The organism is Mycobacterium sp. WMMD1722 (assembly GCF_049315205.1).
Lineage (GTDB): Bacteria > Actinomycetota > Actinomycetes > Mycobacteriales > Mycobacteriaceae > Mycobacterium.
The window spans coordinates 1,196,775-1,213,221 of the sequence record NZ_CP186056.1; the positions used below are offsets into that span (position 1 = coordinate 1,196,775).

Annotated in this window: 13 protein-coding genes; 2 read left to right on the forward strand and 11 right to left on the reverse strand. The window is 67.0% G+C overall.

From position 1 onward, the window contains the following. Window positions 1-4: 4 nt before the first annotated feature. Window positions 5-418 (forward strand): F420-dependent biliverdin reductase, encoded by a 414-nt coding sequence (locus ACN27E_RS05575; protein ID WP_422747250.1) that lies wholly within the window; start codon window positions 5-7, stop codon window positions 416-418. 5 nt (window positions 419-423) lie between these two features. Here ACN27E_RS05575 and ACN27E_RS05580 read toward each other — a convergent pair whose 3' ends face one another. Beyond that, window positions 424-1,566, reverse strand: a complete 1,143-nt coding sequence (locus ACN27E_RS05580) for a M24 family metallopeptidase (protein WP_422747253.1) — start codon at window positions 1,564-1,566, stop codon at window positions 424-426. 58 nt (window positions 1,567-1,624) lie between these two features. On the opposite strand from ACN27E_RS05580, the gene ACN27E_RS05585 reads away from it, so the two are divergent. After that, complete coding sequence (locus ACN27E_RS05585) at window positions 1,625-2,575, forward strand: 5'-3' exonuclease (protein ID WP_422749643.1); 951 nt, start codon at window positions 1,625-1,627, stop codon at window positions 2,573-2,575. Here ACN27E_RS05585 and ACN27E_RS05590 read toward each other — a convergent pair. The 10 genes from ACN27E_RS05590 to ACN27E_RS05635 all read right to left on the reverse strand — a co-directional run bounded on the left by ACN27E_RS05590 (window position 2,572) and on the right by ACN27E_RS05635 (window position 15,245). Next, window positions 2,572-3,321: a DUF4333 domain-containing protein gene (locus ACN27E_RS05590; protein ID WP_422747255.1), complete on the reverse strand. Its 750-nt coding sequence runs from the start codon at window positions 3,319-3,321 to the stop codon at window positions 2,572-2,574. The genes ACN27E_RS05585 and ACN27E_RS05590 overlap by 4 nt on opposite strands. A 41-nt stretch (window positions 3,322-3,362) precedes the next feature. Further along, the gene (locus ACN27E_RS05595) at window positions 3,363-6,119 is read right to left on the reverse strand and encodes a DEAD/DEAH box helicase (protein WP_422747257.1); all 2,757 of its coding nucleotides are present in this window, start codon (window positions 6,117-6,119) and stop codon (window positions 3,363-3,365) included. Then, entirely contained in the window at window positions 6,103-7,071 is a 969-nt protein-coding gene (gene tatC, locus ACN27E_RS05600) for a twin-arginine translocase subunit TatC (protein ID WP_422747259.1), read from the reverse strand. Before tatC ends, ACN27E_RS05595 begins: the two co-directional genes overlap by 17 nt. A 74-nt stretch (window positions 7,072-7,145) precedes the next feature. Beyond that, entirely contained in the window at window positions 7,146-7,397 is a 252-nt protein-coding gene (gene tatA, locus ACN27E_RS05605) for a Sec-independent protein translocase subunit TatA (RefSeq protein ID WP_422747260.1), read from the reverse strand. A gap of 28 nt (window positions 7,398-7,425) precedes the next feature. Next, entirely contained in the window at window positions 7,426-8,403 is a 978-nt protein-coding gene (locus tag ACN27E_RS05610; RefSeq protein WP_422747262.1) for a helix-turn-helix transcriptional regulator, read from the reverse strand. Then, window positions 8,400-9,389, reverse strand: coding sequence for a helix-turn-helix transcriptional regulator (locus ACN27E_RS05615; RefSeq protein ID WP_422747264.1), 990 nt, complete (start codon window positions 9,387-9,389; stop codon window positions 8,400-8,402). The genes ACN27E_RS05610 and ACN27E_RS05615 overlap by 4 nt, the downstream gene beginning before the upstream one ends. A 53-nt stretch (window positions 9,390-9,442) precedes the next feature. Continuing rightward, the gene (locus ACN27E_RS05620; protein ID WP_422747265.1) at window positions 9,443-11,203 is read right to left on the reverse strand and encodes a DUF885 domain-containing protein; all 1,761 of its coding nucleotides are present in this window, start codon (window positions 11,201-11,203) and stop codon (window positions 9,443-9,445) included. A gap of 256 nt (window positions 11,204-11,459) precedes the next feature. After that, window positions 11,460-12,146, reverse strand: coding sequence for a hypothetical protein (locus ACN27E_RS05625; protein WP_422747267.1), 687 nt, complete (start codon window positions 12,144-12,146; stop codon window positions 11,460-11,462). A gap of 104 nt (window positions 12,147-12,250) precedes the next feature. Next, the gene (locus ACN27E_RS05630) at window positions 12,251-14,566 is read right to left on the reverse strand and encodes an EspA/EspE family type VII secretion system effector (protein WP_422747269.1); all 2,316 of its coding nucleotides are present in this window, start codon (window positions 14,564-14,566) and stop codon (window positions 12,251-12,253) included. A 31-nt stretch (window positions 14,567-14,597) separates the two neighbouring features. Further along, entirely contained in the window at window positions 14,598-15,245 is a 648-nt protein-coding gene (locus tag ACN27E_RS05635) for a secretion protein EccK (RefSeq protein ID WP_422747270.1), read from the reverse strand. Window positions 15,246-16,447: the final 1,202 nt, after the last annotated feature.

Consider the following 16,447-nt stretch of genomic DNA (forward strand, 5'->3'; position numbering starts at 1 on the left):
TCCGATGGGGAAGTCAACCACTCGGCTCACCAGTGACGCGCTGGCGTTTCTGACCGAACGCCACCTGGCGATGCTGACCACGCTGCGCGCGGACAATTCACCGCACGTGGTCGCCGTGGGCTTCACCTTCGACCCCAAGACCCACATCGCGCGGGTCATCACCACCGGTGGCTCGCAGAAGGCCGTCAACGCCGACCAGCGCGGGATCGCCGTGCTCAGCCAGGTCGACGGCGCCCGATGGCTGTCACTGGAGGGCAAGTCGACGGTCAACCCCGACGCCGACGCGGTCCGCGACGCCGAACTGCGCTACGCGCAGCGCTACCGCACACCGCGGCCGAACCCCCGCCGGGTCGTGATCGAGGTGCGCATCGAGCGGGTGCTCGGCGCCTCGTCGCTGCTCGACCGCGATCCCGACTGATCGGCTCAGACCGTTGCGGGCGGACCCGCAGGAACCACCACCAGATCGTGCGGTCGGTTGTTGACCGATTCGGCGCCGTCTTCGGTCACGATGACGATGTCCTCGATGCGGGCGCCCCACTGGCCGGGGAAGTAGATCCCGGGTTCCACGCTGAACGCCATCCCGGCCTCCAGCGGCAGGTCGTTGCCCGCGACGATGTAGGGCTCCTCGTGCACGGACAGCCCGATGCCGTGGCCGGTGCGGTGCACGAACGCTTCGGCCAGGCCGGCTTCGGCCAGCACGTCACGCGCCGCCGCATCGATCTGTTCGGCGGTCGCCCCCGGTCGGACCGCGGCGACGGCTGCCTGCTGGGCGCGCTGGAGCACCGTGTAGCGGCGAAGGACCTCGGGATCCGGCTCGCCGAGCACGTAGGTGCGGGTGGAGTCGGAGTTGTAGCCCGGCTCGTACGGTCCGCCGATGTCGACGACCACCACGTCACCGGCGCGCAGTTCGCGGTCCGAGCACTCGTGGTGCGGGTCGGCGCCATGCGGCCCCGAACCGACGATGATGAAGGCGACCTCAGAATGGCCCTCGGCGACAATGGCTTCGGCGATGTCCGCGGCGACGTCGGCCTCGGTCCGGCCGGCGACGAGGAATCCGGGCACCCGCTCGTGCACCCGGTCGATCGCGGCGCCCGCCTTGCGCAGTGCGTCGATCTCGGCGGCGTCCTTGCGCATCCGCAGCCGGCGCAGCACGTCGGTCGCCAGGATCGGCACCTCGCCGAGTACGTTCGCCAGCGGCAGCAGGTGTAATGCCGGCATTGAATCGGTGACCGCCACGCGCGCCGGCGCTCCCCCGAGCGCCTCGGCCACCAGCTCGTACGGGTTCTCCCCGTCGACCCAATCACGCACCGCCAGACCGAGTTCGGTGACGGCGGACTGACCAAGCGCGGCCAGTTCCAGGCGCGGCACGATCACGGTGGGCTCACCGTCTGCCGGGAGCACCAGCGCGGTGAGCCGCTCGAAGGTCTGCGCCCGCGACCCTGTCAGGTAGCGCAGGTCGTATCCCGGTGTGATGACCAGCCCGGCCAGACCCGCGTCGGCCGCCGAGGCGGCGGCGGTGCGCAGGCGTCGGGCGTACACGTCGGTGTCGAAGCGGCTGCCGGTCATGGCAACCAGGCTACTGTCGTCTGATGTCCGCAAGGTCCTCGTGTCCCATGAGGCGGCGATGAACGCACCGCTGTTGCTCCTCGACGGCGCCAGCATGTGGTTCCGCTCCTACTTCGCGCTGCCGTCGTCGATCACCGCACCCGACGGCAGGCCGGTCAACGCCCTGCGCGGATTCCTCGACACGGTCGCGATGCTGATCACCCGGGAGCGCCCTGGCCGGCTGGTGGTATGCCGCGACGACGATTGGCGGCCACAGTGGCGGGTCGACCTGATCCCCTCCTACAAGGCGCACCGCGTCGCCGAGCCACACCCCGAGGGCACCGATGTCGAAGAGGTGCCCGACGAGCTGACGCCCCAGGTCGACATGATCATGGCGATGCTCGACGCTTTCGGCATCGCCCACGCGGGTGCGCCGGGCTACGAGGCAGATGATGTGCTCGGCACGCTGGCCGCCGCGGAGACGCGTGACCCCGTCATCGTGGTCAGCGGCGACCGGGACATGTTGCAGGTCGTCACCGACGACCCGGTGCCCGTGCGGGTGCTCTACCTGGGCCGTGGGATGAGCAAGGCGACCCTGTTCGGTCCCGCCGAAGTGGCCGAACAGTATGCGGTGCCCGAACAGCGCGCCGGCGCCGCCTACGCCGAACTGGCACTGCTGCGCGGTGATCCGTCGGACGGATTGCCGGGGGTGGCGGGCGTGGGTGAGAAGACCGCGGCCACCCTGCTGGCCCAGTACGGCTCGCTGGAGGCGATCGTGGCCGCTGCGCAGGATCCCCGGTCCACGATGGCCAAGGCGTACCGCAAGAAGCTGTTGGCGGCCGGGGAGTACATCGCCGCCGCCGAGCCGGTGGTACGGGTGGCCACCGACGCGCCCGTGTCGATGTCGACCACCACCGACGAATTGCCCTTGGCCGCAGCGCATCCCCGCAAAGTCGCCGAACTTGCCGGCGACTTCGGGGTCACCTCGTCACTCGGGCGCCTCCAGAAGGCGCTCGACGGATTGGACTAGCGCGGCCTGCCGACCTCGTAGGTCCCGTCGTCGTCCTGGAACGTGACGGTGACCTCGCGCTTGGTGCCGTCGATGCTCACCTCGCAGTCGAAGGTGTCGCCCTTCTTGACCACCGGGCTGGTGCCGCCGTTGCAGGTGACGTCCCGAACATTCTTGGCGCCGTAGCCGTTCGCCTCGTCGGTGAGGATCTGCTGGACGCCGGACTGCGCGGCGTTGACGTCGAGTTTGGTGGTGACGAAGAAACCGGGCGTCCAGAAACCGAGGACACCGATCACAGCGATGATGAGAACGGCGAGCACGGCGACGACACCGCCGATCACCTTCATCGAACGCTTCGAGCTGTCGTCGGCGCCCGGCTGGGGGTACCCGCCGTACTGCTGCGGCTGGCCGAACTGCCCGGGCTGACCGGGCTGTCCGTACTGGGGTTGGCCGTATTGCGGTTGGCCGTACTGGGGTTGGCCATACTGCGGCTGACCGTACTGGGGCTGCGCGTACGGCTGGCCGTACTGTTCGGTCGGCGGATAGGGCTGGTACGCCGGGGGCTGCTGGGTCGGCTGCTGATACTGCCCGTACTGCTGCGGGGTGTACGCGGGCGGCTGCTGCTGCCATGACGTCTCGGTCGGCTGCTCTCCGCCGGAGGTGGGCGGCTGCCAATGTGACGGGTCACCGCCCGGCTGACCCTGACCGGCTTCCGGCTGCTGACCGGTCCACGGCTGGTTCGGATCAGATCCCTGCGGTCCGCTCATCGTCACTCCCTTGATCCTCGGTCGGCTCGCTGGGCCACACACTACCCCGCATCAACTGCGACGACGCCACGTCGAATGTCGGTGATGGCGCGTTTCGCGGAGGTGCGCAGCGCGGGTGTCGGTGCCGCGTTACGCACCTGGTCGAGCAGGTCGAGCACCTGCCGGCACCATCGCACGAAGTCACCCGCCGACAGCGGCGACCCGCTGCCCGTCGCATCGGATGCGGCCAGCGCCGTGGTCAGATCACCTGTGGTGGCCCAGCGGTAGATCGCGGCGACGAACCCCTCGTCGGTCTCCCGGCTCGGTGCGATGCGGTGGCGCTGTTCGTCGGCGCGCAACTGGGCCGACAGTCGACGGGTCTGCACCAGCGCGCGGCGCACGGCGGCCGACGGCGCCTCAGATCCCGGTGCAACGCCGGGCGTGTCGCCACGCGACTCGAACAGCACCGACGAGAGCACAGCGGCCAGCTCGGCCGGCGCGAGCCCGTCCCAGGCCTGCGCCCGCAAGCATTCGGCCACCAACAGATCGCTCTCGCTGTAGATGCGGGCCAGCAATCGGCCGTCGTCGGTGACGGTGGGAACGTCGCCGCTGGTGTCGATGAAGCCGCGCTCGCCGAGCAGCACCACGATGCGGTCGAAGGTGCGGGACAGAGAATTGGTGGCGGCGGACACCTTCTGCCGGATCTGGGCATTGTCGCGTTCGATGCGCAGATAGCGCTCACCGATACGGGCCAGCTCATCACGGTCGGGCAGCTGGTGTGCTGGGTGACGGCGCATCTTCTCCCGAAGCGCGACGAGTTCGGGATCGATGTCGTGATCGGGTCCGGGCTGACCGCGACGGGGCCGCGCCGAGGGCAGCGCGAGCCCCTCGGCCGCCGACAACAGCGCGTTGGCCAGGTCCCGTCGCGCCCGCGGGTTGCGGTGCTCGACGCGTTTGGGCAGCGCCATGGTCCCCACCCGGGGTGTCGCACCCGAGTAGTCGGCCGACGAGATCCGGCCTGCCCAACGGTGTTCGGTGAGCACGAGGGGGCGCGGATCGTCGGTGTCGCGTGCCGGTTCGAGCACGACGGCCAGGCCGCCCCGGCGGCCCTGGGTGATGGTGATGATGTCGCCGCGGCGCAGTGCGGCGAGCGCATCGTTGGTGGCCGCACGCCGCTGCACGCGTGAGGCGCGCGACTGGGCACGTTCCCGTTCGGAGATCTTGGCCCGCAGCCGCACATAGTCCAGCACGGATGCCTCGTGCTCACCCAGCTCGGCGGCGATCTCGTCGAGCACGCGTTCACCGCGTTCGATGCCGCGACGCAGCCCGACCACGGAGCGGTCCGCCTGGTACTGGGCGAACGACTGCTCCAGCAGCTGGCGCGCCTGCGCGGGGCCCATCTGCTGCACCAGGTTGATGGTCATGTTGTAGGACGGGGCGAACGAACTGCGCAGCGGGAAGGTCCGCGTCGAGGCGAGTCCGGCCACCTCGAGGGGTTCGACCTCCGGGCCCCACAGCACCACGGCGTGCCCCTCGACGTCGATGCCGCGGCGTCCGGCCCGGCCGGTGAGCTGCGTGTACTCCCCCGGTGTCAGCGGCATGTGCTGCTCACCGTTGAACTTGACGAGCCGCTCGAGCACCACGGTGCGGGCCGGCATGTTGATCCCCAGGGCCAATGTCTCCGTGGCGAACACGGCCTTGACCAGGCCTGCGGCGAACAGCTCTTCGACGGTGTGCCGGAACACCGGCAGCATTCCGGCGTGGTGCGCGGCCAGCCCGCGCAGCAGACCCTCCCGCCACTGGTGGTAGTCGAGGATGACGAGGTCTTCGTCGGCCAGATCGGCGCAGCGCCGGTCGATCACCTCGGCGATGCGCTTGCGCTCCGACTCGCTGGTCAGCCGCAGCGAGGACCGCAGGCATTGTTTGACCGCGGCGTCGCAGCCGGCGCGGGAGAACACGAAGGTGATGGCGGGCAGCAGACCCTCGTTGTGCAGCAGACCGATCACGTCGGGCCGTGCCGGTGGCCGGTACATGGTGGGTCGGCCGCGATTCGGGCCCCGACCACGGCCCCGCGGCTGCCAATCGGCCAGTCGGTCGGCCTCGCGGCGATGCGAGATGTGGCGTAACAGCTCAGGATCCACCACGAGGTCGCGTCCGCCGCGCGCCGCCGAGCCGGACCGGTAGTCGAACAGATCGAACAGCCGTTTGCCGACCATCACGTGCTGCCACAGCGGGACCGGCCGGTGTTCGTCGACCACCACCGAGGTGTCTCCGCGCACGGTCTTGATCCAGCCGCCGAACTCCTCGGCATTGCTGACGGTGGCCGACAGGCTGACCAGGCGCACTTCGTCGGGCAGGTGCAGGATCACCTCCTCCCACACCGCGCCGCGCATCCGGTCGGCCAGGAAGTGGACCTCGTCCATGACGACGTGCGAGAGTCCCTGCAGCGCAGGCGAGTTCGCGTACAGCATGTTCCGCAGAACTTCGGTGGTCATCACGACGATGTCGGCGTCACCGTTGATGTTCTGGTCGCCGGTGAGCAGGCCGATCCGCTCGGCCCCGTACCGGCGGACCAAATCGCCGTGCTTCTGGTTGCTCAGGGCCTTGATCGGCGTGGTGTAGAAGCATTTCGTGCCCGCCGCCAATGCCAGGTGCACCGCGAATTCGCCGACGACGGTCTTGCCGGCGCCGGTCGGGGCGCACACCAGCACGCCGTGACCGGTCTCGAGCGCCTGACAGGCCCGGACCTGGAAGTCGTCGAGCGCAAAGGACAGCTCAGCGGCGAAGGCGGCCAGCTGGCTGTCAGGTGGATTCGTCATGCAGATGGACGTGCGAAGAGGTGGTCACCGCGCTGGGCGGGTCGATGGATTCGGAGGGACCGACCGGCTCGGCGGCGCCGATGGATGACGCCTCGTCGTCGGGAACCGACTCGGCCGCTTCCCGCCTGGCCTTGCGCTTGTCGTGGATGCGGGCGATCTGGATGGCGAATTCGAGCAGTACCGTCAGCGCGCACGCCAGCGCGAGCATCGAGAACGGATCGGAACCGGGCGTGAAGAACGCGGCGAAGACGAACAGCGCGAAGATCAGCCCGCGCCGCCACGCTTTGAGCTTCGCGTAGGGCAGGATGCCGACCAGGTTGAGCATCACGATCAACAGCGGGAACTCGAAGCTGAAGCCGAACACCAGCAGCAGGTTGATCAGGAAGCCGAAATACTGATCGCCCGACAGCGCGGTGACCTGCACGTCGCTGCCGACGGTCAGCAGGAAGCCCAGCGCCTTGGCCAGCACGATGTAGGCCAGGACGGCGCCGCTGACGAACAGCAGTGCCCCGACGGCGACGAACGCCGTGGCGAAGCGCTTCTCGTGGCGGTAGAGGCCGGGGGTGATGAACGCCCAGATCTGATACAGCCAGATCGGGCAGGCCATCACGATGCCGGCCATCAGCGCGACCTTGAGGCGCAACATGAACTGGTCGAAGGGGGCGGTGGCCAGCAGGCGGCAGCCGCCACCCGCCGTGATGTCGGCGCGCGCGTAGTCCGGCAGGGCGCAGTAGGGCCCGCGCAGCCACTCCCCGAGGCTGGGTAGGCCGAAGAACCCGTGCGTGTACCAGACGAAGCCGAGGATCGTGGTGAGCACGACGGCCGCCGCGGCGATCAGCAGACGGTTGCGCAGTTCGTGCAGATGCTCGACCAGCGACATGGTGCCGTCGGGATTGGCCCGGGCTCGGCGGTTACGCGGGTTGAGTTTCTTGAAGATGCCGGGGGTTTGCACGTGTGCTGCCTAGCGCCGCGTGGGAACGCAGCCTGACGGCGCGGCCGCAGCCGCGCGGAACGGGGGGTGTCGGGTCAGGCCGAGCGCTTGTCGGAGCGCTGGTCGGCAGTGGCGGCCGGATCGGCCGCGTCGACGCGCTCGGAGGCGATCGGGGTGGCCGGATGGGTGTCCGACTTGCCGTCCGCCTGCATCTCCTTGATCTCCGACTTGAAGATCCGCATCGACTTGCCCAGCGACCGCGCGGCATCCGGCAACTTCTTGGCGCCGAACAGCAGCACGAACACCGCGATCACGATCACCCAATGCCAGGGTTGTAGACCGCCCATGTGCACCTCCTCCAAGTCGCCGACGAGTCTACCCGCCGGTGGTGTCCTCAGCGTAGGCGCGCAACGCGCGGGCGGCCGACTCGCGGACCCGGTCGGCCAGCTCGGGCGGATCCAGCACCTGCACCGCCGAACCGAAGCCCAGCACGAAGCGGGCCATCCAGTCGTCCGAGCCGTAGGTCATCGCCGCTTCACAGGTGCCGTCGCCGAGTTCGCGGACCACCCGCAGGGGGTAGTAGTCGAACATCCACGAGGCGGACTTGCCGATCAGCAGCGTGGCTGACGGCAGCGCCGGGTCGGCGTCGAACAGCGAGGTGTCCGGGCCGGCCTGGACCGCGGGCGGCGGCGGTGCGGCACGTTCGTCGAGGGCGCGGGCGTCGACGATGCGGTCGAAGCGGAACAGGCGTACGCCTTCGGCGGATCGGCACCAGGCTTCCAGGTAGCTGTGGTCGCCGACCAGTACGACGCGGATGGGGTCGACGATTCGGCTGGTCAGGGCGTCGTGGGAGGCGGAGTAGTACTCGATGGCCAGGGCGCGGCCGCTGCGGACAGCGGTGCGCACGGCGGCGGCGGCCTCGCTCTCGGCCGGGGCGGGCTCTTCGACGGCGGTCACCGCGTCGACGGCGTCGTGGCCGGCGGTGCCCGCTGCCTGTTCGATCTTGGCGATCGCGCTGCGAGCGGCCTCGGGGTCGACCATGCCGGGTACGTCCACCAGCGCTCGCAGGGCGACCAGGATGCCGGTGGCCTCGGGCGAGGTGAGGCGTAGCGGGCGGTCGATACCCGCGGAGAAGGTCACCTCGATGGTGTCTTCGGAGAATTCGAAGTCGATGAGGTCGCCCGGACCGTAGCCGGGCAGACCGCACATCCAGAGCTGGTCGAGATCTTCGCGCAGCTGCTTGACGCTGACGCCGAGATCGGAGGCGGCTTCGACATAGGTGATCCGCGGATTGGCCTGGAAATACGGGACCATGTTGAGCAGCCGCACCAGGCGGTGGGACACCGCGCTCATGTCCGCGCTCCCGCCGACTGGGCCTGTAGCCGGTCGATGACGTCGGCGCGCAGCGATTCCGGTTCCAACGCCACGGCGTCCGCGCCGTAGCTGGCGATCTCACGTGCGAGCCGGTCGAACATGCCGATATCGACGCGCAGGACGTCGCCGTCGCGTCCGCCGCGAGCCATCCGTCTCTCGACGGTGCCCTGGCGTCGCAGCGCGGTGGCCCGGCCGTCGGCGACCCAGACGCGGGCCTCCGCACCGGTCGGCCACTCGGCGACGGCGCGGCGCACGATGTCCCGCAGGTCGAGGCCGTCGGGCTTGCTCACGGTGCCGGGCTGTCCGACGGGCGTCACGTCGCCGCCGATGCGGGAGATGCGGAAGGTCCGGACGTCGTCGCGAGTGCGGTCGTGGCCGACGAGATACCAGCGGCCCCGGTGGGTGACGACACCCCATGGTTCGACGGTGCGCGCGGTGTAGGGCTCGGTGCGGTCCCTGCGGTGGCCGAACTGGACCGCCTGGCCGTTGTCGATCGCATCGAGCAGGGTGCGCAGCGTTTCCTCGTTGCCGCGGACGCCCGGCAGGGTGGCGGTGGAGATGGCGACGCTGTCGGCCGCGTCGACGTCCACACCGGCGGCGCGGAGTTTGAGCAGGGCACCCTGGGTGGCGGTGATCAGCTCGGGTGATTCCCAGAGCTGGGTGGCGACCGCGACCGCGGCGGCTTCGTCGGCGGTGAGTTCGACGGCGGGCAGCGCGTAGGCGTCGCGGTTGATGCGGTAGCCCTCGGTGGGGTCGAACTGGGATACGCGACCGGTCTCGAGCGGGATGCCGAGGTCGCGCAGTTCGTTCTTGTCGCGTTCGAACATGCGGGAGAAAGCTTCGTCGCTGGGGCTGTCGGAGTAGCCGGCGACGACCTGACGGATCCGCTCGGCGGTGATGAATGTGCGGGTCGACAACAGCGCGATGACCAGGTTCATCAGCCGTTCGACTTTGGAGGTCGCCACTCCTACGAGCTTAAGGCGTGCGGTGGTGGGTCAGTGGCGGCGACGCGCTCGGTTCAGAACAGGGTGCCGATCTCGCCGAGCATGGCCTTGCGGATCAGCGGCACCGGCAGCGGACCCAGTTTCACGAACTCGTCGTGGAAGGTCTTCAACGAGAAGTCGTCGCCCATCTTCTGGCGGTAATCGTCGCGCAATCTGAGGATCATGAGTTTGCCCATGGTGTAGTAGCCGTAGGTGGCGTCGGAGGTTCCCCGCTTCGCCTCGGACTCCGCGACCGATCTGGGCTGAAAGGCCTCGGCGACGAACAGGTCGGTGGCCTGATCCACGGTCATGCCGCGGGTGTGCATCTCGATGCCGGCGATGAAGCGGACGTCGCGCAGGAGGGCGTCCTGGATCTGGGCGAGCCGATAGCGGGGGTCCTCGGCGTGCAGGCCTTCGTCGAGCATCATCTGTTCGCAGTAGTGGGCCCAGCCCTCGCTGTTGGATCGGGCGCCGAAGACCTTGCGGATGTCGGAGGGATAGTTCTTCGCATTGAGGAACTGGACGTAGTGGCCGGGCCACACTTCGTGGACCGAGACGTTGCTGATCGCCGCCTGGTACCACCGCGTCATGAAGTCGTCCTGCTCCGCCTGGGGCCAGGTCGGGTCGGGCAGCGTCATCGTGAAGAAGCCCTCGGTCGAGCTCTTCTCGAAGGGGCCAGGGGTGTCCATGGTGGCCGAGGTGGTCGCGCGCAGATAGGGCGGCGTTTCGATCACCTTGGCCGGCGGTGCCGGCGGCAGGTCGATGATGTCGTGCTCGCGGATGAACTGGGCGAGGCCGTCGAGGTTGTCCTGAGTGACCGACAGCAGCTTCGACGCGGGTGGATGGCTCTCGGCGACGTCGGCGAGGACCTCCGGTGCGGGTTTCGTCGGATCGATTTCCCTGGCGGTCTCGGCGAAGGCCTGCTGATTCCTCTGCAGGTCGGCGTGGGCCGTGGCGAGGAGGTCGTCGAGGTCGGTGGTGATCATCTCGTCGGCGGCGAGGACCTTCCGGTACGTGTCGGGGCCATAGGCGAAGGTGCCGTTGGATCGGTTCACCAGGTCGTCGGTCAGCCAGCCCTTGTACGCCTCGAGTTCGGCGATCACTGCGTCGTTGGCCTTCTTGAAGTCGGCGAGCAGCGCGGTGTCGGTGACGTCGCTGAAGGCCGCCGGTACGTCGAGGGCGAAGAAGTCGCGGTTGCCGTCGATCTGTTCGATCGCGATGTCGGTGTAGATGCGGGCCGGATTGTCGATGTTCTTCCGGGCCTCGGCCAGCACCGCCGGCATCGCTTTGAGCCGGCTGGTCAGAGACGTGAGGCGTTGTTCGGCCGGGGCGAAGGGACGCGAGATCAGAACGTAGGCGTCATTGGTGATGCCGCTGCTGTAGAGGTCGGGATCTTTGACCCAGGAGCGGATGACGTCGTTCTGCAGCAGCCAGCCGTCGAGCGTGCGCTTGGTCTGTTCGAGATCGAGCTGGGCTTCGGGTGAAAGGTCCTGCTGCGCAATGTCGTCGAGTCGGGAACGGAAAGTGCGGGCGGCCTCGGAGTCGGCTTTCACTGCGGCCGCGGAGCGATCGGCGATCTTGTCGTCGTAGTCGTGGATGCCGAGGTAGGTGGCCGTCGACGGATCGGACTGGTAGACGAAGTCGAGGATCTCCGAGGAGAGCTGCCGGAAGGTGTCTTCGGCGGATTCGGCTGTCGGTTGACTCGAGCTGGTGCAGCCCGCCAGGGCGACCGACAGGGCGATGACTGCCGCCACCGTCGCCGCGAACCGTTTACGCAGTGCAGCTTTGGTGCTCACGGGTCTCCTTCGACCTGGCGAGGGGCGGCGAGACGTACTCTACGGCCCGGACTGCACGCGTGTTGGTGGTCTCAGTCGGTTGATGCGTAGGACGAGCGTGCGGTCGGCGTAGGTATACGTCGTCTTACCAACACTCGTCGATCGAATGGCGTCGGGGTTGACCGAAATCGTCATCAACTGCGGCTCTTAGTCAAGGGAGATGCAGTCGAAAGCGACTTGCCAACGGGGTTGTCTCCACGCGAGGCCGAACTAGTCCTCACCCGTTATCCGCGTCCGGCCAGCCGGGCACGGGAGGAAGCACCGGAGGCGGCTCAGGGCTGACGAAGTAGTCGTCCGGCAGACCTTGCGGGGTGCCCGGAGCAAGCTTGCCTGCGCACTCCGGCAGGTCGACGTTTGCGCCGAGAATCTTGATGCTCGTCATGATCCAAGTTCCGAACACATCGTCGACTGGCGCGTTCTCAGGTCCCCGCTGCATCTCCAGCGGAGCGATCTGCTGGTCCGGCGCCAAGGATGCGTTGGGGCCGAAACTAAAGATCAAGGCAGAATTCGACGGAGAACGTGCTCCAGGAGTCGTGTATCCGTCCCATGTACGAGTTGCCAGCCTAGAGCCGTAAGTACACAATCCCACCGTGTATTGCTCTCCATCGCGCTGAAAGCGAACTACCTCGTAGTAGAGCGTTCCGAGCCTGGGAAGATCCTTTCGTGCATTGCCGCCTACCACCTCGGGATCGATCACGTTGTTGAAGGCTCGCATGAAGCCCGGATAAGCCGCATCCTCGATAGCGCTGATGCCGAGCCCTTCTCCAAAGCTGGCGCGATCGATGGACTCTCGAACTGCACGAACGAAGGTTCCCTCAGGCGTCATGAGGTCGAGGTTCGGATTGCTTATCCACCTGTAGGTGTACTGGGCAACACCGTCTACCCCCGTGGCCGAGGGTGTCATCGACGGCGGCGTGGGTTGGGTCGATGGATCGGAACAACCGGCGACAAGCGTGATCGATAGGGCGACGGCCCCGACGGCTGAACGAAAGACAGGGATCATCTCAGTCAGTGATCCCAGTTGTTGTTGTCGCGGCCGTCCAGTCGTTGCGTCATCCAGATTTCAGGATCGTAGCCGTAAAACTCGGCGTTGGCCCTGAACCAGTTGCTGAGCGTTTGATCGGCGTCGGGATTTACTCGCGCGGCCGCCGGATTGACTGCGCCGTCGGATACCAGTTCCGCTAGGGCGGGATCGTCAGCAATCTCCGGATGCGCATTGATCAAGCCCTGCAGAGCGGTCGCATAGTTGTCGGTGGTGTTGTTGAACCGACCCTGGCTGAGTTGATCCGTAAAGAAGTTGTCACCCTGAATCGTTGTGGGATCAACGTCGGGAAGTAGCTCATCCTTGAATACGGGCCCGAGCACTGTCGCAACCGCCGCAGGTATCTGGCCACCCGGAATCAGTTCGCCGATGGCCGTGAGCGCTCCGTAACCAGTGTCGAACGCTACTCCGGCCTTTTGATTGTCCTGAGCTACTTGCCACTGATGTGCCGCCTGACCGAAGTCTTTCGCGTCTTGGGCACCTGTCGACATCGCCTCACCGAGCCGCGCAGCGACCTCGATCTGATTGCCCTTGATCCCGTGTTCGGCGGCGTTCAGTTCGAGGTACTGCTGCTGCTGCAAGGCCGCGTTGTTCGCGGTGGTCCCGGCCGCGTGGTCTTGATCGAACACGGAGAACAGATCCCGCATCTGCTCCTCGCTCTTGAAGTGGTCAATCCCTGACGCGGTGAACCCGGACGCTTCGTGGGCGCCGGCGAGTTGCGCGAGGTACGGCGCTGTGCCATCGGCCATTGCTTGCAGCAGACCCCCGTTCACCGACCCGAAGGTGCCCCCGCCCTCCATGTGCTGGAGGTCGACCTTATGTTCCGACAGATAGTGGGCAATGGAATTGGCGGTCTCGGAAGCGATCGGATTCTGTGGATCAGTCCCAGTCCAACGGAATGCGTCACCGACCCGCGTCGAGTCGACACCCCAGTTCTCGGCGGTCATGCCATGAAGGAAGTCCTCGCGGGTAGCCGGAACGGTACTGAGGTCGTGAATGCTGATGTGATCGGCAGCCGCGACCTGGACAACGTCAGCCAACGAACTGGACACACTCGGCCCATGGTGATCCGAATTGACGTTCTGATCGTCATACTGTGCATCGGCCGCGGCATACTGCGACGACGCGTCGAGCATCGCTCGCGTAGTTTCGCTGCCGTTCAGATAGTCACGCCCAGCCGGTTCCATGATGGCCGCAACGTCCTGCATTGCGCCGACACCGTTCAGGTCGACGGACTCAGGGATAACAGCGGGCATCATCGTGCCCGTTCCGACGGTGTGCTCGGGATTGACGACCACTCTGTCGTCCCTGGACAATTCGTCGTGGATGCCGTCGGGAAGATTGACGAGGCTGCCAGCCCCCGGTACGAAGGAGTCCCGCGTCTGGTCGGTCACCCCAACGGTGTTCTCATTGCCAGATAGCGCATTTGGATTCGACACGATGGCCAAGCTCTGAGCCAGCGCCGCTTGCTCGTCGGGCGGCAGAGATTCAGAGATGTTCTTAATCTGTTCGGGCGCCAACCCGTTCATTGCCTGTGAAAGTTGGTAGAGGTAGCCCATCCTCTCTTCACCGACGACGACGCGCTGGCCGGACGCCAGAGCATGCAGCTGCTCTTGAGACAGTGTTCCGGCCTCCAGTAGACGGGCGCGCTGTTGGGGCGAGAGCATCCCGTCTCCGAGGCTTTCACCGTCGAGACGTCCCTCTTCGGCGGTGAGTTCACCGGGCGACCGTTCTTGGTAATCCGGTTCGGCGCCTATCGCTGGGCCTTCGCGCTTGTCGTTACTGAACTTTTGGATCCCCGCGTCGTCGTACTCGCCTTGAAGGCGACGGATGTCACGACCGACGCCATTGAGCTCGTCGTTGGACGTCTTCACCACGTCGGCGAGCTGACCGAGGCCCCGTTTGGCGATCTGCATCAACATCAGGTCGCGCTGCCTGCCGGGCGGGACGCTGTTAGCCGCGTCGGTCACCCACTGCCTCAGCGAATCCAGGTTGAGCCGCCCGGTGTCGACCACCTGAGCCGACCGATCCACCTGTTGAGCCAACTTCTGGTCCAACTCGGCGAGCTTGGTGAACACCTTCTGGTGCTCCGAGTTGGCCTTGTCGTAGCCCGATGCGGCTGCGCCGGACCACTTGTCACCCGGCTTCGCCTCGTCGAGGCCGGTACCTAACGTGCGCAGCTGCGAACTGTCATCGAAGTCGGCACCTTTCTGCGGAGCGCCTTCTCCGAAGGTCTGACGCGCGTCGGTCCAGGTTGCGTAGAAGCCATCCAGAACACTCACCGCGCACACACCCCCTTAGCTCCCGAAACCGTTACCGACTGACCGAAACCGCGTCGGCACTCAAGACACCCACGTGTTGCCAGTAGATCCAGTCGGAAATGGCCGCACGCAGAGCCGTGGCATCGGTGGCGACGTGGGCGGCGTGCAACGCAAGCACCTGCGCGTGCTCGGCGTAGATCGCCATCGCTTGCAGGTGCGGGACGCCTCGGTCCGGCGCAGCACTCATCAGCGGCTTCATCACGTCGAACCACAGCATCGCCGAATCGTCTACCGGCGGAGTGGTATCCGCAGGCGCCGGCGGCAGCAGTTCGGCCAGCGCGTTGTCGGGCATGGACGCTAGCTGCTTCGCGGCGGCCGGGGCAACGATATCGAGCCGCGACCGACCCGCCATATCCCCTCTTTCGGGAATGTCGTCTGGCTGCAAGACGACTCGAGGTGCGCCGGGGTCGAAGCCGTCGAACTGTTCGGCCGTCGCGACGACGGCTCGCAGTGCGACATCGTGATACTGCGCCCACCCGTGCAGCGCGAGCATCGGATACGTCGCCCATCTGGCGCGCTCGTCCAACGGGATGCACTCGTCGGCGCTGACCATTCGCACCGGCTCAGGCAGCCTGACGCCTTCGGGGATGTACCCGACGCCGTAGCTGTTCGCCACGAGAATGGTGCCGTCCTGCGTCACTGCGACCACCCAGAAGAAGCCGAAGTCACCCGTTCGACTCGCGTTGAGCGCTGCGCCGATTCGACGAGCCACCTGCACCGGATCGCCACCCGCACCGCGACGTGTTGCACCGGCGATGAGGTCGCGGTGCGCCCGTGCAGTCGAAACCGGCACCGGCGCAGGCGCGCCGACCACACTGGCGGCATTCGAGGTGGGCGCCACCGGAGCGGGTGGTCCCGCCGCTGCCGAGACCACCGGAGCGGCCGGTGAAGGGGTCGGTGGCGGGCCGAGCGGCATCGGCGGAGGCATCGGTGCTGCGCCCCCCGCGGAGAAGGAGCCGGCGCCCGACGGCGGTGCGACCGGCGCTGAAGGAGGCGCCGGGGGCGCGACCGGTGTACTCGCATGCTGAGTCGCCGCCGACGTGGCCGCACTCGTGTCGACATCCATCGGTACCGACGGCGGTGCCATCGGAGTCGACGCCGCCTGAACCGCAGGCCCAATATTCGACAGCGCGTCAGCAACCGGCGCCATCGGCAGGGGCTGCTGCGGCCCGCCCGCACCACCCGGGTGCCCTCCAGCGGCGGCCCCCTTACCGGCGTCGAATCCTGTCTGTTCGCCGCCGGACTGGTTACCGAAAAGGCCGCCCATCGCGTCGGCGCCACTGGACCCGCTCGAGACACCGGAACCGCCCCCGGAGCCGGCGCTGACACCACCGAGGCTGCCGCCTCCGGGCATCTGCACTGCGGGACTGGGGCCACTAGTAACACCGACCGGAGTTGGCGCGGACGATACGGTGGCAGAGGGCGCATTTGGCGGGGGCCGCATAGGTGGCGGGGCCACAACAGGAGCATTAGGTTCGGCGTTCGTTGTACGAACGGGGGGGGACGTAGTAGCCGGACCTGCAGTTGGCTCAGCCGACACATAGGGAGCGTGTTGGTCGTCTGCAGCTGTCCTCAGTGTTGCGGGAGGTCGTGCATTGCCGCCCGCAGGAATAGCGTCTTCCTGTAATGCTCGCGTGTTGGACGTCTGTTCAGAGCTGAACCTAACAAGTGGCGGTTTCGCATCGCCGTGCACGCGCGATGCCCCAGGAGGTGGTAGGTCAGGTTCGTCGAATGGCCTCTGAGGCTCTCCCGAATCTCCACCCCATTGCTTTGCTACGTCGCCAACTAGGTTGAAATTCTTGAGGTACTCGTCATTAACGTAAGCCTTGATGTCGTTCGTTG